The organism is Flavobacterium sp. N1736 (assembly GCF_025947065.1).
Lineage (GTDB): Bacteria > Bacteroidota > Bacteroidia > Flavobacteriales > Flavobacteriaceae > Flavobacterium.
On the sequence record NZ_CP109994.1, the window covers coordinates 2637164 to 2660540 of the forward strand.

Annotated in this window: 19 protein-coding genes; 12 read left to right on the forward strand and 7 right to left on the reverse strand. The window is 34.6% G+C overall.

The window, feature by feature from the left end; genetic code table 11:
* Positions 1 to 3 precede the first annotated feature (3 nt).
* The 6 genes from OLM54_RS10940 to OLM54_RS10965 all read left to right on the forward strand — a co-directional run bounded on the left by OLM54_RS10940 (position 4) and on the right by OLM54_RS10965 (position 8546).
* Positions 4 to 1395 (forward strand): MFS transporter, encoded by a 1392-nt coding sequence (locus OLM54_RS10940; RefSeq protein WP_264534680.1) that lies wholly within the window; start codon positions 4 to 6, stop codon positions 1393 to 1395.
* 28 nt (positions 1396 to 1423) lie between these two features.
* Positions 1424 to 2614, forward strand: coding sequence for a glycosidase (locus OLM54_RS10945; RefSeq protein WP_264534681.1), 1191 nt, complete (start codon positions 1424 to 1426; stop codon positions 2612 to 2614).
* 6 nt (positions 2615 to 2620) lie between these two features.
* Positions 2621 to 3811, forward strand: coding sequence for an AGE family epimerase/isomerase (locus OLM54_RS10950; RefSeq protein WP_264534682.1), 1191 nt, complete (start codon positions 2621 to 2623; stop codon positions 3809 to 3811).
* A 3-nt stretch (positions 3812 to 3814) separates the two neighbouring features.
* Complete coding sequence (locus OLM54_RS10955) at positions 3815 to 5044, forward strand: glycoside hydrolase family 26 protein (protein WP_264534683.1); 1230 nt, start codon at positions 3815 to 3817, stop codon at positions 5042 to 5044.
* A 219-nt stretch (positions 5045 to 5263) separates the two neighbouring features.
* Complete coding sequence (locus OLM54_RS10960) at positions 5264 to 6553, forward strand: glycoside hydrolase 5 family protein (RefSeq protein WP_264534684.1); 1290 nt, start codon at positions 5264 to 5266, stop codon at positions 6551 to 6553.
* A gap of 13 nt (positions 6554 to 6566) precedes the next feature.
* Positions 6567 to 8546 (forward strand): glycoside hydrolase family 97 protein, encoded by a 1980-nt coding sequence (locus OLM54_RS10965; RefSeq protein WP_264534685.1) that lies wholly within the window; start codon positions 6567 to 6569, stop codon positions 8544 to 8546.
* A 204-nt stretch (positions 8547 to 8750) separates the two neighbouring features.
* Here the strand turns inward: OLM54_RS10965 and mgrA are convergent, their stop codons facing one another.
* Positions 8751 to 9707: an L-glyceraldehyde 3-phosphate reductase gene (gene mgrA, locus OLM54_RS10970; protein WP_264534686.1), complete on the reverse strand. Its 957-nt coding sequence runs from the start codon at positions 9705 to 9707 to the stop codon at positions 8751 to 8753.
* 116 nt (positions 9708 to 9823) lie between these two features.
* On the opposite strand from mgrA, the gene OLM54_RS10975 reads away from it, so the two are divergent.
* Both OLM54_RS10975 and OLM54_RS10980 read left to right on the forward strand, forming a co-directional pair.
* Positions 9824 to 10054, forward strand: a complete 231-nt coding sequence (locus OLM54_RS10975; RefSeq protein ID WP_264534687.1) for a DUF433 domain-containing protein — start codon at positions 9824 to 9826, stop codon at positions 10052 to 10054.
* Complete coding sequence (locus OLM54_RS10980; protein WP_264534688.1) at positions 10054 to 10389, forward strand: DUF5615 family PIN-like protein; 336 nt, start codon at positions 10054 to 10056, stop codon at positions 10387 to 10389. Before OLM54_RS10975 ends, OLM54_RS10980 begins: the two co-directional genes overlap by 1 nt.
* Before the next feature lie 64 nt (positions 10390 to 10453).
* On the opposite strand, the gene bglX is transcribed toward OLM54_RS10980, so the two are convergent.
* The 3 genes from bglX to OLM54_RS10995 all read right to left on the reverse strand — a co-directional run bounded on the left by bglX (position 10454) and on the right by OLM54_RS10995 (position 15362).
* Positions 10454 to 12748 carry a beta-glucosidase BglX gene (bglX, locus tag OLM54_RS10985; RefSeq protein WP_264534689.1) on the reverse strand — a complete coding sequence of 765 codons (2295 nt, stop codon included), beginning with the start codon at positions 12746 to 12748 and terminating at the stop codon, positions 10454 to 10456.
* Positions 12749 to 12886: 138 nt separating this feature from the next.
* Positions 12887 to 14278, reverse strand: a complete 1392-nt coding sequence (locus OLM54_RS10990; RefSeq protein WP_264534690.1) for a sialate O-acetylesterase — start codon at positions 14276 to 14278, stop codon at positions 12887 to 12889.
* Positions 14268 to 15362, reverse strand: coding sequence for an SGNH/GDSL hydrolase family protein (locus OLM54_RS10995; RefSeq protein WP_264534691.1), 1095 nt, complete (start codon positions 15360 to 15362; stop codon positions 14268 to 14270). Before OLM54_RS10995 ends, OLM54_RS10990 begins: the two co-directional genes overlap by 11 nt.
* A gap of 216 nt (positions 15363 to 15578) precedes the next feature.
* Between OLM54_RS10995 and OLM54_RS11000 the strand changes: the two genes are divergently transcribed.
* Positions 15579 to 16085, forward strand: a complete 507-nt coding sequence (locus OLM54_RS11000) for a C40 family peptidase (RefSeq protein ID WP_264534692.1) — start codon at positions 15579 to 15581, stop codon at positions 16083 to 16085.
* Positions 16086 to 16165: 80 nt separating this feature from the next.
* Here OLM54_RS11000 and OLM54_RS11005 read toward each other — a convergent pair whose 3' ends face one another.
* The gene (locus OLM54_RS11005; protein ID WP_264534693.1) at positions 16166 to 16582 is read right to left on the reverse strand and encodes a DUF1573 domain-containing protein; all 417 of its coding nucleotides are present in this window, start codon (positions 16580 to 16582) and stop codon (positions 16166 to 16168) included.
* Positions 16583 to 16754: 172 nt separating this feature from the next.
* Between OLM54_RS11005 and OLM54_RS11010 the strand changes: the two genes are divergently transcribed.
* The 3 genes from OLM54_RS11010 to OLM54_RS11020 are packed head-to-tail and all read left to right on the forward strand — an operon-like array spanning position 16755 to position 19519.
* Positions 16755 to 18017, forward strand: coding sequence for a sensor histidine kinase (locus tag OLM54_RS11010; RefSeq protein ID WP_264534694.1), 1263 nt, complete (start codon positions 16755 to 16757; stop codon positions 18015 to 18017).
* Positions 18014 to 18697, forward strand: coding sequence for a response regulator transcription factor (locus OLM54_RS11015; protein WP_264534695.1), 684 nt, complete (start codon positions 18014 to 18016; stop codon positions 18695 to 18697). Before OLM54_RS11010 ends, OLM54_RS11015 begins: the two co-directional genes overlap by 4 nt.
* 57 nt (positions 18698 to 18754) lie before the next feature.
* Positions 18755 to 19519 carry an MBL fold metallo-hydrolase gene (locus tag OLM54_RS11020; RefSeq protein WP_264534696.1) on the forward strand — a complete coding sequence of 255 codons (765 nt, stop codon included), beginning with the start codon at positions 18755 to 18757 and terminating at the stop codon, positions 19517 to 19519.
* Positions 19520 to 19646: 127 nt separating this feature from the next.
* On the opposite strand, the gene OLM54_RS11025 is transcribed toward OLM54_RS11020, so the two are convergent.
* On the reverse strand, positions 19647 to 21863 hold the full coding sequence (locus tag OLM54_RS11025) for a B12-binding domain-containing radical SAM protein (RefSeq protein ID WP_264534697.1): 2217 nt from the start codon (positions 21861 to 21863) through the stop codon (positions 19647 to 19649).
* A 126-nt stretch (positions 21864 to 21989) separates the two neighbouring features.
* Positions 21990 to 23267, reverse strand: coding sequence for an MFS transporter (locus tag OLM54_RS11030; protein WP_264534698.1), 1278 nt, complete (start codon positions 23265 to 23267; stop codon positions 21990 to 21992).
* Positions 23268 to 23377 lie beyond the last annotated feature (110 nt).

A 23377-nucleotide genomic window follows, 5' to 3' on the forward strand; every position in this document is an offset into this window, starting at 1 on the left:
CTAATGCACGACAAAATTAGTTTAAAAGAAAAAATAGGTTACGGTCTTGGAGATGCCGCATCATCCATGTTCTGGAAAATTTTCAGCATGTATCTTTTGTTTTTCTATACCGATGTATTCGGATTGGCGCCCACAGTAGTAGGAACCATGTTTTTGATTACCAGAATCTGGGATTCCTGCTTTGATCCGATTGTGGGAATCATTGCCGACAGAACAAAAACGAAATGGGGTAAATTCAGACCTTATTTGTTATGGGTTGCCGTGCCCTTTGCCGTTATTGGAGTTTTAACTTTTTACACACCGGATTTTGACGAAAAAGGAAAAATAATTTATGCATATGCAACGTATTCGGCAATGATGATGATCTATTCGTTAATCAACGTGCCGTATGCATCACTTTTGGGCGTAATGTCGTCTGACAGAAAAGAAAGAACCACTTTATCATCTTACAGAATGGTTTTTGCCTTTGGCGGAAGCCTTTTGGCACTTTGGTTAATCGAGCCATTAGTACAATATTTTGGCGGAAACTTAAACTCAAAAACGGGCTGGCTGGCTACAATTTCCATTTTCGGAATTATAACAACCGCTTTTTTCTGGGGCTGTTTTTTCTTCACCAAAGAAAGAGTAAAACCAATTGCCGACGAACAAACAAACTTAAAAGAAGACTTAAAAGATTTACTAAAAAATAAACCTTGGTGGATTCTACTCGGAGCCGGAATTGGTGCTTTAGTCTTCAATTCAATCCGCGACGGAGCCGCCGTTTATTACTTTAAATATTATGTAAGCAGCAGCGTAAACTTTGATTTTTCGCTTTTCGGAACAGATTTTCACATGACGCCAACTTCCATTTACTTGGTTTTAGGACAAGCGGCAAATATCATCGGCGTTATCGCCGCAACACCAATTGCGAATAAAATTGGCAAAAAAAATACCTTTTTTGGCGCAATGGCTTTAGTCGCAGTTTTAAGTCTGATTTTTTACTTCTTCGGAAAAGAAGATGTTTTACTCATCATGAGTTTTCAGGTTTTAATCAGCATTTGTGCCGGCTGTATTTTTCCATTAATCTGGTCCATGTACGCCGATAGCGCCGATTATTCAGAGTGGAAACAAGGCCGCAGAGCGACAGGTTTGGTTTTCTCGGCTTCATCAATGTCACAAAAATTTGGCTGGACAATTGGCGGTGCCGGAACCGGCTGGCTTTTAGGCTACTATGGTTTCAAGGCTAACGTAGTACAAACCGCAGTAACTCAAAACGGAATTCAGTTAATGTTAAGCATACTTCCTGCAATAGCAGCTTTTATATCAGTCGCTTTTATTTTGTTTTATCCTTTATCCGAAGAAAAACTTCAAACGATAGAACAAGATTTAAATGAAAAAAGAGACCTAACGAACTAAAATAATACAGATACAGAAATCGATTTATATGACAACAATAACATCGTCGACTACTTTTCAGGACAGAAAAGCAGCATTAGAAAAAGAACATAAAATACTGATCGAGCAAAAAAACGCTCCGCAGGATCATGCCGGAAACGGTATATATGAACGTTATAAAAACCCCGTTGTAACAGCATCTCACGTACCATTAAACTGGCGTTTTGACCTCAACGAAAAAACAAATCCGTTTTTGCAGGAAAGAATCGGAATGAATGCTGCTTTTAACGCCGGCGCCATGAAATGGAATGGAAAATATTTGCTTGCCGTTCGTGTGGAAGGAATTGACAGAAAATCTTTTTTTGCTATAGCAGAAAGTCCAAACGGAATAGACAATTTTAAGTTTTGGGAAAAACCATGCGTAATTCCACAAACCGAAGAACCGGACACAAACGTATACGATATGCGTTTAATAAACCATGAAGACGGCTGGGTTTACGGCATTTTTTGTACCGAAAGAAAAGATCCAAAAGCACCAAAAGGCGATACAAGTTCGGCAGTAGCCAATGCAGGAATCGTGCGTTCAAAAGATTTGGTAAACTGGGAAAGATTACCGGATTTAATTTCAAATACAGGTCAGCAGCGCAACGTAGTTTTGCATCCTGAATTTGTAAACGGAAAATATGCCTTATACACACGCCCGCAAGATGGTTTTATAGATGTTGGAAACGGCGGCGGAATTGGTTTAGGTTATGTAGATGATATGACAAATCCGGTTGTAAAAGACGAAAAAATCATTTTTGGGAAACAATATCATACCATTTATGAATTAAAAAACGGACTTGGCCCCGCTCCTATCAAAACAGAAAAAGGCTGGCTGCATCTGGCACACGGCGTTAGAAATACTGCCGCAGGTTTACGCTACACACTTTATATGTTCATGACAGATTTGCACGATATTACCAAAGTAACGCACGTTCCTGCAGGACATTTTATGGGACCTGAAGGCATTGAAAGAGTTGGTGATGTATCGAATGTTCTGTTTTCAAACGGATGGATCGAAGATAATGACGGAACTGTTTATGTATATTATGCTTCATCAGATACAAGAATGCACGTTGCCGTTTCATCTATTGCAAAATTGGTTGATTATGTAACAAATGCTCCCGCAGATACTTTTATTTCAGGAGGTTCTGTAAAAACAATCATCAGTCAAATCGAAAAAAACAACGCAATATAACTCCAAGTGTCAACAAAACTAAAGCAACTTAAAACCGAATTATCTGCTGAACTTGATTCAATTTTAGACTATTGGTCAAAAAACACAATCGATGCTAAAAATGGCGGTTTTATTGGTCAGATTGATACTAATGAAAATGCCATTGAAAATGCCGAAAAAGGTTCTGTTTTAAACGCCAGAATTTTATGGTCCTTCTCGTCAGGTTATCAAATCACTAAAAATAAAGAACATAAAGAAATCGCAAAACGCGCTTTTGAGTTTCTTTCGCAATATTTTTATGATGCAGAATTTGGCGGATTATTTTGGAGCATTAATGTTGATAAAGCACCAAAAGACACCAAAAATCAAATCTATGCTTTAGCTTTTGCCATTTATGGATTATCTGAATACTATGTTATTTCTAAAGATGAAAAAGCGTTGGCAATAGCCATAAATTTATATTTGAGAATACAAAAAAACAGTTACGATCCAGTAAACAAAGGTTATTTAGAAGCTTTTACCAGAGATTGGCAGCCAATCGAAGATTTACGTTTGAGCGATAAAGATGCCAACGAAAAAAAAACCATGAACACCCATTTGCATATTGTTGAAGCCTATGCAAATTTGTATAAAGTCTGGAAAGATAAAACACTTCAAAACGATATTATTGAATTATTACAAACTATAGAAAAACATTTCATCAATACTAAAACAGGGCATTTACGATTGTTTTTTGATGAAAACTGGATTGAAAAACCCGATGTTATTTCATACGGTCACGATATCGAAGCCGCCTGGCTTTTATTGCAATGTGCCGAAATCTCCCAAGATGAAAATCTAATTGCAAAGTATAAAAAACACGCCATTCAAATGGCAGAAGTTACCAAAGAAGGTTTAGATACTGACGGAGGTTTATGGTATGAATTTGATCCTGAAAAAAAAGAATTAATTGCCGAAAAACATTGGTGGGTTCAGGCCGAAGCTTTAATTGGTTTTTATAACGCGTATCAATTAACCGGAAATGAAAGCTATTTAGACATCGTTTTAAAAAACTGGAATTTTATTAAAACCCGTATTTTGGACACTAAAAACGGCGAATGGTTTTGGGGAGTTTACCGCGATTATTCCCTAATAGAAAAAGACAAAGTCGGATTCTGGAAGTGCCCTTATCACAACAGCCGCGCTTGTCTTGAGCTAATTAATCGAATTAAAACCTAACAAATGAAAACTACATTTCTTAAAATAACATTTTTGAGCTTATTTATTTTAGCATTCGCAAGCTGTTCTTCGGATAATGAATCAAACGACGAAATCATTGTTGATCCGCCCACACAGGGAGATCCTTTAACAACGCAAAATGTGACCAATTATATGGTTGATGCCAATGCTACCAAAGAAACCGCAGCTTTGTTTTATAACTTAAAAAGACTGGCAAAAACCAAAGTGGCAATCGGTCAGCAAGATGCTTTTAATAGTTTTTACCAAGATGCAGCGGGCGATTCTGACATTAAGAAAAATACAGGTTTTGATCCTGCTATTTTAGGTTCTGATTTTATGTTTATTACAGACAAAAGCAATAACAATCAGACAAATAACTGGTTTTATCAACAAGAACAAAAAATTGTTAGTGATGCAAAAGCTGCTTACGCCAAAGGTATGATCAATACTTTTTGCTGGCATTTAAGAGAACCTAATAATGAAGATTCTTTTTATGTTGCCGATATGACCGCAGATCAAAAAGCAACTGCTTTTAAAAGTATTTTGCCTGGCGGAGCAAATCACGAATGGTACAAGAAAAAACTCGACAAAGTTGCCAGCGTTGTTTTAAATTTAAAAGGCACAAACGGCGAGTTGATTCCGATAATTTTCAGACCTTTTCATGAATTTGACGGAAGCTGGTTTTGGTGGGGCGCTAATTTTTGTACAGCCGATGAATATAAAACCGCATACCAATTTACCGTTGATTATTTAAAAAACACAAAAGGCGTTCACAATATTCTGTATGCATTCTCACCTGACAATTCATACACTACAGAAGCAAATTATTTAAGCCGATACCCGGGAGATAAATATGTAGACATTTTAGGAATGGATAATTATGGTGATTTTGATAATCAGGGTTCTGCCGGAGCTGCAAAAGCAAATACTAAACTAAAAATCATATCAGATCTCGCAAAAAATAAAGTAAAAATTACAGCTTTGACCGAAACAGGTTTTCAGGTTACAAGTGCAAAAGCTCCAATAACAGATTGGTTTTCAACTTATTTATATAGCGCATTAACATCAAATAGTATAGAAATAAGTTATGTCATGTTTTGGAATAACACGAAAGATGGTTATTATGTTCCAAACAATTCTGTTTCAAATGCAGCCGATTTTAAAACATTTGCTACCAAACCAAAATCAGCATTAGTGAATTCTTTGCCAAAAATGTATGAGTTGCCTAAATAACATAAAGTATGTCATTGCGAGGAACAAAGCAACCACACTAACAATAAACACGTTAAAATATGCTGCATCAGATTGCTTCGTCCCTCGCAATGAATTATAAAACCTAAAAGCCCTAGCCCTGATAGAAGTGGAAATCCTTTTATTTTTTTTCTTTAAAAAAATAAAAGATTGAAACGTCCCGAAGCTTCGGGAGCAGGAATAGCTCCTAAAAAATAAATAATGAAAAACAAACTTCTAAAAACCCTCAAATTTGCTTTAATTTTCTCCATAATAGCGTGTCAGGCGCAGGAAAGAATTACCGTAAAAGGAACGCAATTTTACAAAGGCGACAAACCGTACGCGTACATTGGAACCAATTATTGGTACGGAAGTTTGCTGGCTTCGAAGAAAATAGGCGACCGAAAAAGATTGCTTCGTGAACTAAATTTGATGCAGAAAAACGGAATCGACAACTTGAGAATTCTGGTTGGTGCAGATGGCGGAAAATATGATTTTACGGTTCGTCCGGCGTTGCAATACGAGCAGGAAAAATATGACGAAGATTTGCTTGACGGATTGGATTTTTTGATCAATGAAATGCGCAAACGTAAAATGTATGCCGTTTTGTATTTGACAAATAACTGGGAATGGTCTGGCGGAATGTCGCAATATTTAGAATGGAATGGCAAAGGCGCAATTCCGGTTCCGAATATTGCTCCAAATACCTGGCCGCAATTTATGTCGTATACCGAGCAATTTCATAGCTGTGAGCCTTGTATGCAAGCTTTAGAAAATCATGTCAAGTTTATTATTGGAAGAACCAATAAATATTCGAAAAAGAAATATACCGAAGATAACACGATTATGGCTTGGCAGGTTGGAAACGAACCAAGACTTTTTACAGTCGAAAACGAAAATAAATTTACCGTTTGGCTCAATAATATTGTGAATTTGATTGATAGTTTAGACAAAAATCATTTGGTTTCGACAGGTTCTGAAGGAAAAAACAGTTCGAACGACAGTATGGAAATTTTCGAAAGAACACATCAAAATCCGAACATCGATTATTTAACGATGCATATTTGGCCAAAAAACTGGAATTGGTTTAAAGCTGATAATGCCGAAAAAACATTACCAACAACTCTTGAAAATGCCGGAAAATATATTGACGATCATATTAAAGTAGCCAATAATTTAAAACGTCCGATTATTATTGAAGAATTTGGTTTACCGAGAGAAAATGAAAACTTAACCGCAGAAACTTCTGTTGCAAACAGGGATATTTTTTACAACTACATTTTTAGCCGGGTTGCTGAAAGTGTCAAAAATAATGGACCGTTGCAAGCAGCAAATTTCTGGGGATTTGGCGGCGAAGGAAAAGCCGTTACCAAAGACGGAAAATGGAATCCCGGCGATCCTTTAACAACAGATCCTCCGCAGGAACCACAAGGATTAAATTCTGTTTTTTCGACTGATAAATCAACTTTGGATATTGTAAAAAAATATAACTTAGAGTTCAGGAAAAAATAATTTAAATATTCGCATGAAAAAAACACTTATTCTTGTTTGTTTATTACTAATCAATTTTACTTTTTCTCAGAAGAAGCAAGACTTTGTTTTGAATTCTCCTAACGGAAAAATTGAAGTTAAAATTGCTGTAAATGATAAAATAACATGGAAAATTTTACATGAAAAAGATGTAATTCTGGCTCCTTCTGAAATGTCTCTGACTTTGGATGGAAATATCGTTTTAGGGAAAAATGCTGTGGTTTTAAATTCGAAAAAAGAAAGTGTTGATACTTCATTCGATTCTCCATTTTATAAAAAGAAATCAGTTCAGAATAAATACAATCATTTGATTATAAACTTCAAAAATGATTTCAGTATTGAATATCGTGCTTTTGATGATGGTGTTGCGTATCGTTTTATTACCAAAAAGAAAAATGATATTACCGTAAAATCAGAAGAAGTTCTTTTGAATTTCGACCAGGATTACAATACTTTGATGCCGTATGTTCGTGATTTAAGAAACCCAAAAGATCCTTATATTTCTTCGTTTGAAGCACATTATGAAAACAAGAAAATAAGCGAATTTGCAAAAGATACATTGGCTTTTCTTCCGTTCTTGATTGATTATAAAAATCATAAAAAAGCCGTTTTCTTAGAAGCCAATCTCGAAGATTATCCGGGATTATTTGTCACAAATAATGCTTCAAAATCAGGTTTTGAATCTCGTTTTTCTAAATATTCGTTGCAGGAAAAAAACGGAGGTTTCAACAACATAAACCGATTAATTACAGAAAGAGCGGATTATTTGGTGAAGACAAAAGGAACAAGAAATTTTCCGTGGCGAGCGATTGTTATTTCAGAAAACGATGCCGCTTTAACCAATAATGACATGGTGCAGAAATTATCTGAACCATCAAAAATAAAAGACATTTCGTGGATAAAACCCGGAAAAGTAGCCTGGGATTGGTGGAACGACTGGAATATTTATAATGTTGATTTCAAAGCCGGAATCAATACACAAACTTATAAATATTACATCGATTTTGCCGCCAAAAACAAAGTAGAATATGTGGTTCTCGATGAAGGCTGGAGTTTGGAAGAAGACATTATGAAACACAATCCAGACGTTGATCTTGAAACTTTGATCGCTTACGGAAAAGAAAAAAACGTTGGCATTATTTTGTGGAGTTCGTGGATGGCTTTGACTAAAAACACTTCCGGTATTTTAAAAAATTATGCTGATTTGGGAATTAAAGGTTTTAAAGTTGATTTCTTAGATCGTGATGATGCCAAAATGGTGAATTCGGTTTATGATATTGCACAAAAAGCGGCTGATAATAAATTACTTTTGGATTTTCATGGTATGTACAAACCAACCGGAATTCAAAGAACTTTTCCGAACATTTTAAATTTTGAAGGCGTAAAAGGTTTAGAAAATAATAAATGGACGCCAAATGATGATGTCCCATTATATGATTGCACGATTCCGTTTATACGAATGATGGCAGGACCAATGGATTATACGCCCGGAGCGATGCGAAATGCAACAAAAAGCGAATTCAAACCAAGTCATTCAAATCCTGTAAGTCAGGGAACAAGATGTCATCAATTAGCGCTTTACACCATTTTTGAAGCGCCTTTGCAAATGATGGCCGACAGTCCAACGGCTTATATGAAAGAACAGGAAAGCACAGATTTTATTGCTAAAATTCCAACCATTTTTGATGAAACAGTTTCCTTAAATGGCGAAGTTGGAAAATTTGTTTCAATCGCCAGAAGAAAAGCAAACATCTGGTATTTAGGAGCAATTACCAACTGGGATTCCAGAGAAATTACAATTGATTTTTCATTCCTTGAAAAAGGTAAAAAATTCGAAGCCGAAATTTTCTCCGATGGTTTAAACGCTGATAAAGCAGCCGTTGATTACAAAAGAGAAATTATTACAATTGATTCTACAACTAAATTGACATATAAATTGGCAAGTGGCGGCGGGTTGGCAATGATTATAAAATAAAACAAAGGAACAAAGGAACAAAGGAACAAAGGAACAAAGGAACAAAGGAACAAAGGAACAAAGGAACAAAGGAACAAAGGAACAAAGGAACAAAGGAACAAAGGAACAAAGGAACAAAAAAGGGACAATATTTGTCCCTTTTTTTATTTACGTTCGAAACCCGACAGGTTTTGAAAACCTGTCGGGTTTAATTTTTGCGGTAAATTACGCCAATATCTTTTCAATCGCGTTCAATTCATCTGATGAAAATTCCAAACTCTGCAAACAATCAATATTATTATTCAATTGTCTAACAGAACTTGCACCAATTAAAACTGAGGTAATTCGTTTATCTTTTTGCAGCCAAGCCAAAGCCATTTGTGCCAAAGACTGATTTCTGTTCTGAGCAATTTCATTCAGCTGAACTAATTTCTGAATTCGTTCTACTGTAACCTCATCTTCCTTTAAATGTCCGTTTGGATTATGCGCTCTTGAATTTTCAGGAATTCCGTTTAAGTATTTATCCGTTAAAAGTCCTTGCGCCAAAGGTGAAAATGCGATACAACCCACTCCTTTTTCTTCCAGAACATCTAGTAAACCATCTTCTACCCAACGTTCCAACATTGAATATTTCGCCTGATGAATCAAACACGGCGTTCCCAATTGTTTTAAAACATCAACTGCAACACGCGTTTGCTCTGCCGAATAATTACTGATGCCAACATACAAGGCTTTTCCGCTTCTTACAGCATAATCTAAAGCCATCATCGTTTCTTCAATTGGCGTTTCAGGATCAGGACGATGTGAATAAAAAATATCGACATAATCAATTTTCATTCTCTTTAAACTCTGATCTAAACTTGACAATAAATATTTTCTGGAACCCCAATCGCCATAAGGTCCATCCCACATTGTGTAACCGGCTTTTGTCGAAATGATGATTTCATCACGTAAATTTCCCTGAAAATTATGCCAAAGGATTTTACCAAAATTCGTTTCCGCAGATCCCGGAACCGGTCCGTAATTATTTGCTAAATCAAAATGGGTAATTCCTTTATCAAAAGCTTCAACGGCGATACTTTCCGCATTCTCAAAGTTATCTACCGATCCGAAGTTGTGCCACAATCCTAAAGAAATTTCAGGTAATAATAACCCGCTTTTTCCGCATCTGTTATATTTCATTGTTTTAGTTTAATTTGTTGGAAGTTTTAAATAGGTTTTAAAGGTAAAAAACAAACTTCAATATTTAAAAATCTAATTAGTCTTTAATTTTGTAAATTTGTTTAAATAATAAAATCATGGAAAATAACTGGCAAAATTTAATTTCGATTAATCAGAATATCCGATTTGGAAAACCTATCATTACTGGAACTAGAATCTGTGTCTCTGACATTCTTTCCTGGCTTTCTACAGGAATGTCATTCGATGAAATTATTGAAGATTTTCCTGAATTAAAAAAAGAACATATTCTTGCTGCTCTGGCTTTTGCAGCCAATAGAGAAAATATTACAAAAATAATTGCAGCATAATGAAATTACTTTTGGATGCAAATATTTCATGGAGAATTGTAAAACTCATCGGAAATGATTTTTCAGATTCTTTACATTCTAATGTTATTCCAGTAAATCAACCAGCAAAAGACATTGAAATTTGGCAATTTGCAAAACAAAACAATTTCACAATCCTAACTCATGATGATGACTTTGAAAAATTATTGCTTTTAAAAGGAGCCCCTCCAAAAGTAATAATTCTAAAAACCTTTAATAAAAACACAAAACAAATTGCTGAACTTTTAATTTCAAAAAAGGAAATCATCGAATCATTTATTTCTAATAATGATCTGATGATTTTAGAAATTTATTAATTGATTCTAAAAATAAACCCGACAGGTTTTTCAAACCTGTCGGGTTTGAAAATCGATTTTTTTTTTATTTCAACTCAAAACCACTTTCCAATCCTTTATCAGAACTTCCTCCAACCATAATTTTAAAAGTTCCAGGTTCTACAAGATAATTTCCATCATTATCATAAAAACCAAGTTCTTTATTGGTTAAAATAAAAGTTACGGTTTTGGTTTCTCCTTTTTTCAGATTTACCAATTCAAAACCTTTCAATTCTTTTATTGGGCGAACAATACTTGCAAATTCATCACGGATATATAATTGCACTACTTCTTTCCCGTCATAATTTCCGGAGTTGGTAACCGCAACACTAACCTGAACATTCTCTCCTTTTGCAAAAGATGTTTTATTAATTTTTAAATCTTTATAATCAAACTTCGTATAACTCAAACCAAAACCAAACGGATATTGAGGCGTTTTCTCCACATCCATATAATGCGACCAAAACACGTTTTTATCACTGTCAACAGGCCTTCCCGTACTATATTTGTTATAATAAATAGGAACCTGACCCACATTTCTAGGAAAAGACATTGGTAATTTCCCGCTTGGGTTATAATCTCCGTATAAAACCTGCGCCACCGCATTTCCGGTTTGAGTCCCTAATTGCCAGGCTTCTACAATTGCCGGAACATGTTCTGCAGCCCACGGAATACTCAACGGACGGCCATTATTTAAAACCAAAACGACATTTGGATTTACTTTATAAATTTCTTCTAATAATTCCTGTTGCAGTCCAGGCAAATTAAGATCCGTTCTGCTTCTGCCCTCGCCGCTTTGAAAACCATATTCGCCTAAAACCATAACGACAACATCAGCAGTTTTTGCGGCAGTTTTTGCAGCTTCAAATCCGTTTTTATCAGTGGTATTAAAAACCGTTTCAGTCAAAAAAGTAGCTTTTTGCGAAAGTAAATCGGCACCTTTTTCAAAAACCAATTGATTGTCTTTATATTGCTGCATTCCTTCTAAAACCGAAACGGCTGTATTATCATCTGCAGCAATTCGCCAGCTTCCAAGCGGACTATTTTTATCATTTGCCAAAGCGCCAATCAACGCAATTTTCTGTCCTGATTTTTTTAGCGGAAGCAAATTCTTCTCGTTCTTCAATAATACAATCGACTTTTTCGCCATGTCCAGAACTCCGTCATTATTAGCTTTATTGCCAACAACCGCTTTTTCACGTTTTTCATCGCAATATCTGTACGGATCATCAAATAAACCCAATTCAAATTTCACACGCAAAATTCTGCGAACGGCATCATCAACCAAGGATTCTTTTACTTTTCCTTCTTTCACCAAAGCTGTTAATTTTGCAACGTATAAATACGATTCCATATCCATGTCAGAACCTGCAATTACAGCTTTTGCCGTTGCATCTTCTTCATCTTTTGCATAACCATGTGCAATCATTTCCCTAATCGAAGCATAATCTGAAATCACAAAACCATCAAACTTCCATTTTCCTTTTAAAATATCTCTTTGCAGGAAAACATTTCCCGTTGCCGGCACTCCATTCAGCGTATTAAAGGAATTCATAAACGTACGAACTCCGGCATCAACAGTTGCTTTAAAAGGCGGCAAAACCGAATTATACAACTTAGAATTACTGATATCTACAATATTATATTCCAATCCGGCTTCGACATAACCATACGCCGCAAAATGTTTAGCACAAGCCGCAATCGTATTTACTTTCGCTAAATCGGCAATGGTTTCTCCCTGAAAACCGTGAACTCTGGCGATTGCAATTTTACTTCCTAAATACGGATCTTCTCCCGCGCCTTCCATCACACGTCCCCAGCGCGCATCGTTTGCAACGTCAACATTGGGTCCAAAAGTCCAGTTTATTCCTGATGCCGAAGCTTCATCAGCCGCAATTGCCGCCGATTTTTTAATCGCTTCTAAATCCCAACTTGCCGCTTCTGCCAACGGAATCGGACTCAACGTTTTATAACCGTGAATAACATCAAAACCAATAATCAGCGGAATCCCCAAACGGGTTTCTTCAACCGCAATTTTCTGCACGGCGCGAACTTCTTTTACACCGCGAACGGTTAACATACTTCCCACCCAGCCTTTTCGTAAATGTTCATATTTTAGTTCCGCAGTTCCACCTTTTGGAGCCGGTCCCGTAACATCCCAAAAACCATTATATTGATTCATTTGTCCCACTTTTTCCTCCAGAGTCATCAAAGGCAAAAGCAAATCAATGCGTTGTTCAATAGTTTTATTTTTATCCAGATAAGGCTTTTTCTGTGCATTCATATTTCCAACTGTAAACAGGGCAAAAACCCCAATCGTTATTATTTTTTTATTTTTCATGGTTTAGTTAGTTTAGTTGTTATTGCGATAGTCTTGTTATTGCGACAATTATGTCATTGCGAGGAACGAAGCAACCACACTAATAATTAGACAAAAGTCTGATTTTGTAAATGAGATTGCTTCGTTCCTCGTAATGACTTATTCAGTAATAAAACAAGAAGCCGGTAAATTAGCCTTATTAAACAAATCAGATTGTATTGTATTTCCCCACGCAAATCTCACTTTTACAGGAGTCGTAACTTTTTTACTCACCAAAATCACCTGATTATTTTTTATAGAAGCTTCTGCGGGATAGAAAACTCCATCGGCTCCGGATAATTCAAATTGATTTGAAGTTTTGTTTTTAAAATACAATCCTTCTGCATAATCAAACGAAACGATTATTTTATTTTTATCCACTTTAAAATCTCTGTAAAGCGGACCATTCACCAAATTAGAATTTAGTCCTGAAACTTCGGGATAAGTGTCGGCCAAAGCCAGATTTGCCAAACGAATTCCAACATCTTTTTTATTCTTTGGATGAATATCAATTGTATCCGAAATATCGCTTGTTAAAACCATTCCGGTTTTTGGAATTTCTTTCAGGATTTTTCTTTGGGAATCTCTTACAATAACATTTGAGAAATTATTGCTACCGGTTTTATATGGCGCAATCTGCACGAAATAAAACGGAAATTCGTCTTGCCAGGCTTTTCGCCATGAAGCAATTAAAGCCGATAATGTTTTATCATACACTAATGAACCAACATTCGATTCTCCCTGATACCATAAAGTTCCGGCAATTTTAAAACCTGTAATTGGATAAATCATCGCATTATAAGCGCGTCCGGGCTGGCGTGGTCCGTATTCTTGTTCGTTTAGTTTTTTGGCATTTTCTAATAAAACAGGATCGTTTTGAACCACTTCTTCCGGCATCCAGATTTCAGCCGGAGTTCCGCCCCAATTGGATGAAATTAATCCGATGGGAATGTTTTTTAAATCTTGCTGCAAACGTTTGGCAAAAAAGTAACCAATCGCACTAAAATATTTCATGGTTTCAGGAGTCGATTCTGTCCAATTTCCTGATAGGTTATTTTGTGGAGTTACAGCGGTTAATTTCGGAACTGTAAAAAAGCGAATATTAGCATTCGTCGCATTTTTCATTTCTTCTTCGCCGTTGTCAATTCCCCAGCTTGCAGACATTTCCATGTTGGATTGTCCGGCACAAACCCAAACTTCACCAATCAAAATGTTCTTTAAAACAACTTCATTATATCCTTTTATAGAAATGGTGAAAGGTCCTCCGGCTTCGGGAGTTTTTATATGTAATTCCCACTGCGCCTGATTGTTGGCAACCACTTTATATTCCTGATTGTTCCAGCTTGAAGTTAATTTGATTTCTTCTTTCGGATTTGCCCAACCCCAAATTTTTACTTCGGCATTGCGCTGCAAAACCATATTATCGCCAAAAATATTCGGAAGTGTTACGTTTGCCATCATAGTACCGGAAATCAATAGAAAGAAAACAAACTTAAATATATTATTTTTCATTTAGCAGCTTTTTTAAAAATGGAGCATATTCATTCGCTAAAACCTTATGATCTGCAATATCAGGATGCCCTGAACAACCTTTAGGCGTCATAGGTTTGAATTTAAAAATCTGAATTGGTTTATGTGTTTTATCTTCCGCGAAAGCGTTTTTCACTTTATTAAGACAATCTTCAAAAACAACTGCATTTTGTCCGTTTACCATCGGGCTGTTTGTAATTACAATTTGTCCTTTTGGGTTATGCACGTAAAGCATTTTTATAAAATTGATGTAATTCGAAACATACTTTTCGACATTAAAAGGCAAACGTTCTTTTTTACCATCTCCTCCCGAAAAATCATTAGTCCCTAACGCAATACTTATAATATCCGGCTGAAAAGCAAAATCATATTTAGGCTTAGAATTGTCTTTTGTTAAATATAAATTCTGATACACATCCGGCATAATCGCTTCCTCTTTATTTTCGTCGTTCCAGTTTCTATACATTCCAATTCCTGAAACAGAGCTCATCAAATAATCAACATCAATTGCTCTCGAAAGTACCGGTCCGTAAGCATAATATCCATTATGATGATCAAAATATTCTCCTTTATCACACGGAATATCAGATGGATCACTTGCTGCTCCACAAGTTATAGAATCTCCAATAAACTCAATTTTCTTTTTCTTTTTTGCAGAAATTGAAGTTAGTTTTGCGGTTGTTCCCCCAAATAGAATTCCGCCGCTATGCGCTTCTGTCGTTTTATAAATGGTAAGATTATGGATCTTTTTATTTGAAGTAATTTTTATTGGGAAAGATTGTGCCGCACCTTTTTCAATTTTTATTTTACCAATATATTTTCCGTCTAAAACCAGAGAAACATAATTATGATGTTCATATGAATCAATACTTTGCAGAGAAATTGCACAATTATTTCCGGTAAAATTAAATGAAACCGAAGAAGCCGTTCCTATCAAAATAACACTATCATTTTGAAGTTTTTCAACACGTCCGGCATATAAATAGTTTGTGGTTTTATTTTGTGAAGTCGAAATCAGCGAAATCAACAAAAACGAAATTAAAAGTATAATTTTTTTAAGAAACATAATTTTTTTGTTAAAATATAAATGCGATTCACAAATATACCTGAAATAAAACAGGCAAAAAGATACTAAAACATCAAAAAGCAATAAAAAAACACCAAAATAATAGGTCTTTTTTCTCGTTTTATATGATAAATAAAAACTCATAACAAACCATTCCTTTGATATTCAAAAGCAAGAGTCTATCTTTATGAATTAAACTTGTATTATTCTTTCAACATGAAATCGACCATTTATATACTATTTGCAATATTCTTTTTATCGTGTTCCTTTACATCAAAAGAAAATAAAACGGTAATTGATCCAGTTCAAAAAACATCTGCAAATGTTGATAGGGATTTACTGGTACTTTACGCTAAACAATATTTAGGAACGCCTTATTTATATGCCGGAAATGATCCTAAGAAAGGTTTTGACTGTTCTGGATTTGTGAGTTACGTTTTTAAAAATTTTGATATTGATTTGCCCAGAAGTTCGGGCAGCTACAAAAATTTAGGAACCGCATTGAAACCCGAAGATTTTAAAGTGGGAGATATTTTAGTTTTTTATGGCTATCAGGACAAAACTATTATTGGTCATTTGGGAATTATTTGCGAAGCAAACGGAATGCAGTCAAAATTTATACATGCTTCATCAGGAAAAGTAAATAGCGTAACGATCACTTCACTTGACACAGAACATTATACAAAACGTTTTTATAAATGTATTGATGTAATTTCTAAATAAATTTTTCATTTAAAAACATAAAAAAACTCCAGATACATTACATATCTGGAGTTTTCCCCTTTATAATCAACCTTTTATTTTTAGATAACCGTTCCTTTTAAGGTAAGGGTTTTTGGTGTTGCTTCGGCGCTTGTTGTTACAGTTACTGTTTTTGCAAATGCACCTTTATTTGCTGCATTGTAAGTAGCTGTTATTTTTGCAGATTTACCCGGTAAAATTGGTTCTTTTGTATAATCTGTTGCTGTACAACCGCAAGATCCTACTACATTAGTAATTACAACGGCTGTTTTTCCTGTATTTTTAAATTCGTAAACAATTGCTTTTGGAGTTCCTTGCGGAATTTCACCTACATCTACTGTTTCTGCTTTCCAAACTAATGTTGAAGCTGTGATTGCAGTAATTTCTTCTGTAGAAACTATTGCCTGAACTGGCGCTATTGCTGAGAATGACATTAATCCTAAAGCTAAAGATAACATTGAAATTTTAATGATTTTCATAATAAATATATTTTAAAGTGGTTTATAGTAAATTTTCTTTGTCAAAAGTAGTTGAGATAAAAACAATTCGCTGTTAAGCGGTTTCAAATGTTTGTTAATGACATGTTAATGGGTATTTTTCGTATAAATTCATTTATTTTTTACCTATATTACACTATGTAAATACGATTCATTGAAAATAAATAAACTCAACAGTATCATTCTTTTAGGACTTATTGCCATCATCAGTATTTTGGTAGCGCAATTGCTATGGACTAAAGAAGCCTTTACTTTAGAGCAAAAAAAATTAAGTCAGAAAACCCATATTGCTTTGCTTGAAGTGGCAAAAAAGCTCTATGAAGGTACAAATCATGAGTTGCCTGTACAGAATCCTGTTCAAAAAATTGCCAATGATTATTATATTGTAAACGTCGAAAATGACTTTGAACCTGATATTTTAGAATTTTATCTGAAAACAGAGTTTAAAAAAATGAATATTACTTCTGATTTTGAATATGCAATGTATAATTGTCAGAGCGACGAAATGGTGTATGGCAATTATATTTCGTTATCTAAACAGGAAAAAGCAAAACAATCTATTTATTTTCCAAAACATAAAAATTTGGTATATTATTTTGCTGTTCGATTTCCAAATGAAACATCGTATTTGTTTAGTTCGATGCGTTTTTGGTTTGTGCTTTCGATAGTATTGGTGCTTATTTTATTGATTTATGTTTATTCGATTTTTACGCTTTTACAACAAAAAAAATATTCTGAATTACAGCGTGATTTCATTAATAATATGACACACGAATTTAAAACGCCTTTGTCGTCGATTTTAATTGCTTCCAAATATTTAATTGAACAAAATCCGATTAAGGAAGATAAAAAATTATATACTTATACGGATATTATCATTAAACAAAGTCATAAATTAAATCATCATATTGAGAAAATTTTAAATACTGCCAAATCTGATTATAAGACATTAGAATTAAAAAAAGAATGGGTTTTGATTGTTCCTGTTATCAAAGAAACAATCGAAAATATTGTACTGAAATATCCAGAAGCAATTATCAAAATTGACAATAAAGCAACTGATTATAAAATTGAAACAGATGTTTTTCATTTTACGAACTTAATCTATAATTTATTGGATAATGCGGTAAAATATTGCAATGAAAAACCAAAAATCACAATTGAAATTACAGAGGAAAACCAAATTTTAAAATTAGCTTTTATTGATAACGGAATTGGAATTCCTGTCAAAAACCTGTCTTTAATTTTTGATAAATTTTACCGCATTCAAAATCAAAAAGGCAATGAAGTCAATGGTTTTGGTCTTGGTCTATACTATGTAAAAGAAATTTGCAATTTGCAGAACTGGAAAATAAAAGCCGAAAATAACGAAATAAAAGGTGTTACCGTCGCCTTATCAATTCCTTATAAAAAATGAAAAACTTTAAAATTCTTTATACCGAAGATGATGAAACATTAGCGTTTCTAACCAAAGATAATCTGGAACAAAATAATTATGATGTCGTGCATTGCTCTGATGGCAAATTAGGTTTGGAAGCTTTTAGAAAAGAAGATTTCGATGTTTGCATTCTTGACATTATGCTGCCAAAAATTGACGGTTTCGAACTGGCAACAGAAATTAGAAAAAACAATACTGATATCCCGATTATTTTTCTTTCGGCAAAAACTTTAAAAGAAGACCGTATTAAAGGATTGCGTTTGGGCGCTGATGACTATCTCGTAAAACCTTTTAGTATTGAAGAATTATTATTGAAAATTGAAATTTTCCTGAAACGGTCACACAAAAACAGTTTGGTAGAAAAATCGCTTTACACAATTGGTAAATATCAATTTGACTACACGAATTATTTCCTTTTTAATGAAAATGAAAAAATTGGTCTTACACAACGCGAAGCCGAACTTTTAAAATTATTCTACGATCATAAAAATGTGGTTTTAAAAAGAGAAAAAATTCTTTCGACACTTTGGGGAAATGACGATTATTTTACCGGACGCAGTCTGGATGTTTTTATTTCTCGTTTGCGTAAATTTTTAATCAATGAAAAAGGTATTTCTATAGAAAATATTCACGGCGTTGGTTTTCGTTTTAAGATGTAATTTATTGCTAATATTTGTTTTAAAATTTTGTATTTTTAATATCTAATTTTTTCCGATATGAAATTACATCATTTACGAAATGCTACTTTAGTTATAGAAACAGATCAACATGTGATTTTGGTTGATCCGATGTTAGGAAAGAAAAAAACGATTCCGCCCTTTACAATCTTTCGATATAAACCTAAAAGAAATCCTTTAGTTGCTTTGCCTAAAAACAGCAGAGAAATTTTAAGCAAAGTAACCCATTGCCTCATTACACATTTACACCCAGATCATATTGATAAAGCCGGAGAAGTTTTTTTAAGACGAAAAAACATTCCGGTTACTTGTAGCGTCAAAGACGAAAAAATCCTGACAACAAGAGGTTTGAATATCGTTCAAAGTTTAAACTATTGGGAACCACAGGAATTTTTAGACGGAAAAATCACTGGAATTCCTGCTATTCATGGCTACGGATTTATCGCGAAACCAATGGGAAATGTAATGGGTTTTCATATTGAATTGGCTAATGAAAAATCTGTTTATGTTAGTTCTGATACTATTTTTACAGAACATGTACAAAAAGTTCTCGTTGAATTTAAGCCCGAAATTGCTGTTGTAGCCTGTGGAACTGCCCGACTTGATATTGGTCAGCCTTTATTAATGCGAATGAATGATATTTTAAAATTTGTTGCTTTGGCTCCAAATCAGGTTTTTGCCAATCATTTAGAAGCTTTAAATCATTGTCCAACAAAACGATCAGAATTAAGAGCGGCTTTAGAAGAAAATAATCTTTTGTCGAAAGTTGCAATTCCAGAAGATGGGGAGAATGTTTCTTATTAATTATATAAAGTAATTTGTGAAATGTGAGAAGTAAAATCTTGTCAATCTAGTTTATGTGATTTGCTTCGCCTGTTTGCCAGCGCTTGGGTCTCCTTCGTAGAAATGACAAAAATTCATTGCAATTTTACTACAATACTAATAACCCAAACTCACGTAACGTATTAATTGGTTTTGAATACCAAAACAATTCAAAATCATCTAATTGAGTTTCGAAATCATTTTTTAGTTCCTGAAAAGTCAAATTTTTACCGCTTGAAATGGCAATTTTTTTCAGAATTTCAAGCAGCCATTCGCCTTCAATTTTATTAGTCTGAATCGTGAAACTTTCCTTTTTATCATGAAAAGTAAAAGTCATCATTTCCCATGTTTGTCCCTTTTTAGATTTTGTAAAATACTCCACAGAAGGTTTTCCTCCTAACCAAACTACTTTTGCATTTGGTTTTGTGCTGAAATCATTTGTGCTTTCAAGTGCATTAAAAATAAAATACGGATCAATTTTCGTTTTCGGAATTTTAAAATCGAACCAATCCTGAAGTTCGTAGTCAAAACAAATTCCGTGCATGAAATTAAAAAGTGATTTTTTAAGTCCAAAACTAAATTTATCGTGGTTGATTCCCGTAGAATCCGTGTAGTCAATATCATTATTGGCAAAAGTCCCAATTGCTTCAGTGGTTTTTGTTACACCAAATTTCTCGGGATATAAACCAACCGGACTATGCGCCGTCATCGCAAACTGATGCCAAAAACCGGATTGCAAAATTCCGGCCTCAAATAATTGTCGCACCATTTCTAAACTGTCAATCGTTTCCTGAATTGTTTGTGTTGGATAACCGTACATTAAATAAGCATGAACCATAATTCCGGCTTCTGTAAAATTTCGGGTTACTTTTGCCACTTGTTCAACCGTTACGCCTTTGTCTATCAATTTTAACAATCGGTCTGACGCTACTTCTAAACCTCCGGAAACAGCAATACAACCCGATGCTTTTAGTAATAAACACAAATCTTTAGAGAAACTTTTTTCAAACCGAATGTTTGTCCACCAGGTTACGGCGAGTTTCCGACGTAATATTTCTAACGCCAAAGCACGCATCAACGCTGGCGGAGCGGCTTCGTCAACAAAATGAAAACCATTTTGTCCCGTTTGCAACATCATTTCTTCTATTCTGTCACACAATAAATTGGCAGCAACCGGTTCGTAAACTTTTATGTAATCTAATGAAATATCACAAAAAGTACATTTTCCCCAATAACAGCCGTGCGCCATAGTGAGTTTATTCCAGCGTCCGTCACTCCACATTCTATGCATCGGATTTACGATTTCGATAACCGAAATATATTTATCCAAAGACAAATCAGAATAATCAGGAGTTCCTACATAAGCTTGTTTATAATCGTGTTTTAAGGAATTGTTTTTATAGACAACTTTTTCATCTTCCAATAAAAAAGTTCTTTTATACCGCCTTTCTTCCGTCGATTCTGCGCGGGATGACAAATTCTCTATCAATTCTTCTATCGGCACTTCGCCATCATCTAAAGTGATAAAATCGAAGAATTCGAAAACACGTGCATCAGAAAGTGAACGTAATTCGGTATTTGGAAAACCGCCACCCATCGAAATCTTAATTTCCGGATGATGCTGTTTTATCCATTGTGCACATCGAAAAGCGCTATATAAATTTCCCGGAAAGGGAACTGAAATTAAGAAAAAAGTAGGTTCTACAGCTTCAATTTTTTCTTTTAAAATAGAAATTAAAATAGAATCTATATAAGTTGGATTCTGTTGTAAAGCCTCATATAATTCATCAAAAGAATTGGCGCTTCGACCTAAACGTTCCGCATATCGGCTAAAGCCAAAATTTTCATCGACACATTCTACAATAAAATCAGATATATCTTCAAGGTATAAAGTGGCTAAATGTTTTGCTTTATCCTGTGTTCCCATTGTTCCGAAAGCCCAATCGAGTTCTTCTAATTGTGCAAAACGAGAAGCTTCCGGCAGAAAATCTTCCTGACAGATTTGCAATGCCAACGTTGGATTTTTTCCCTGCAAAAACTGAATTACAGCATCAATTGTTTTGATGTATTCGTCCTGTAAAGCAAAAATTCGTTTTGAATTATCGGAAATCGTGTTTCCTGCAAGCTGAAACTTCAAACTTGAAACTTCAAATAAATCAATTAAACCCTTTTTAGAAAACAATTCCAAAATCACATCGATACCCAAATCTGCCTGAACGGATTCGACATTTTTAGTATTTAAAAATCCTTTTATATACGCTGTTGCCGGATACGGTGTATTCAGTTGTGTAAAAGGCGGCGTGACAATGAAGAGTTTGGTTTTCAAAAGAAATGTTTTTGCAAAAATACGAGATATTTAGAGACTTTTTAAGGAAAGATTTCTCTTGATTTTTAAATAAAAAAGCCTTTCGGAATATCTTCAAAAGGCTTATATAATATAGAATAAGATTTTTTAAAACTGATGCACTTTCTTTGAAATCACTATAAACGAAATTAAAGATATTAAAGCGGCCGTAGTCAGATAAAAGCCTACGTAATTTAAACCGTAAGTACTTGCAAGCCAAATTGCAATCATTGGTGCAAACGCAGCGCCTAAAATTCCGGCGAGATTAAATGTCAAAGAAGCGCCTGAATAACGAACTGTGGTAGGAAATAATTCTGATAAAAAAGTTCCCAAAGGTCCATAGGTAAAGCCCATTAAAGACATTCCGATACAAACAAAAGCGGTTACCAAAATAGGGTTTCCTGAATTTAGAAAGTACGAAAAGAAAAATCCGAAAACAGCGATTGTAGCCGTTGTAATAATTAATATTTTTCGACGTCCGATTTTATCTGCAACCAAAGCGGAAACAGGAATAAAAAAGGCAAAAAACAATACTGAAAACAATTGAATCAATAGCGCATCTCTTTTTGTAAAACCTAAATCAGACGTTGCCCAACTCAATGTGAAAACAGTCATTAAATAAAAAACCAAAAAGGTAGTAATAGCAGAAAAAGTTCCGAAAATTAACTGGTTTTTATACGATTTCAATAAAGTTAAAAACGGAACCTTAACTTCTTTTTGCTCCAGTTTAGAGTTTTCGAATGCTGGAGTTTCGCTTATTTTTAAACGAATATAAAAACCAACAATTACTAAAAGTGAACTTGCTATAAACGGAATTCTCCATCCATAATCCATAAAAGCTTCGGCGGTCATCGTATCTGTTAAAATTAAAAAAGTTCCTCCGGAAAGCAACAACCCGATTGGCGCTCCTAATTGCGGAAACATTCCGTACCAGGCACGTTTATGTGGCGGTGCATTTTCAATTGCCAGTAAAACAGCTCCTCCCCATTCGCCTCCTAAACCAACTCCCTGCCCAAATCGGCATAACATTAATAAAATTGGTGCGGCGATGCCAATACTTGCATAACCCGGTAAAAAACCAATCGCTATTGTCGATAATCCCATGGTCAATAAGGCAACTACCAAGGTTACTTTACGTCCTATTTTGTCTCCATAATGCCCAAAAACGGCTGATCCTAAGGGTCTTGATAAAAAGGCTATTGAAAAAGTAGCCAAAGATTCTAATGTTGAATTGGTGCTGCTTGCTCCCGGAAAAAATAATTGCGGAAAAACTAATACAGCTGCATTAGCATAAATATAAAAATCAAAAAATTCGATTGTGGTACCAATTAAGGAACCAAAGAGAACATGTCGTAACGAGTTCTCCTGATTAGGGTTATTTTTCATCCGGTTTTGATATATTTTTTTTTGAAAAATGACGCTGCAAAAATGAATCGATTCATTTTACGCAACAAATATTTGTTTGCAAAAATATAGTTTCATTATTAAAAACACAC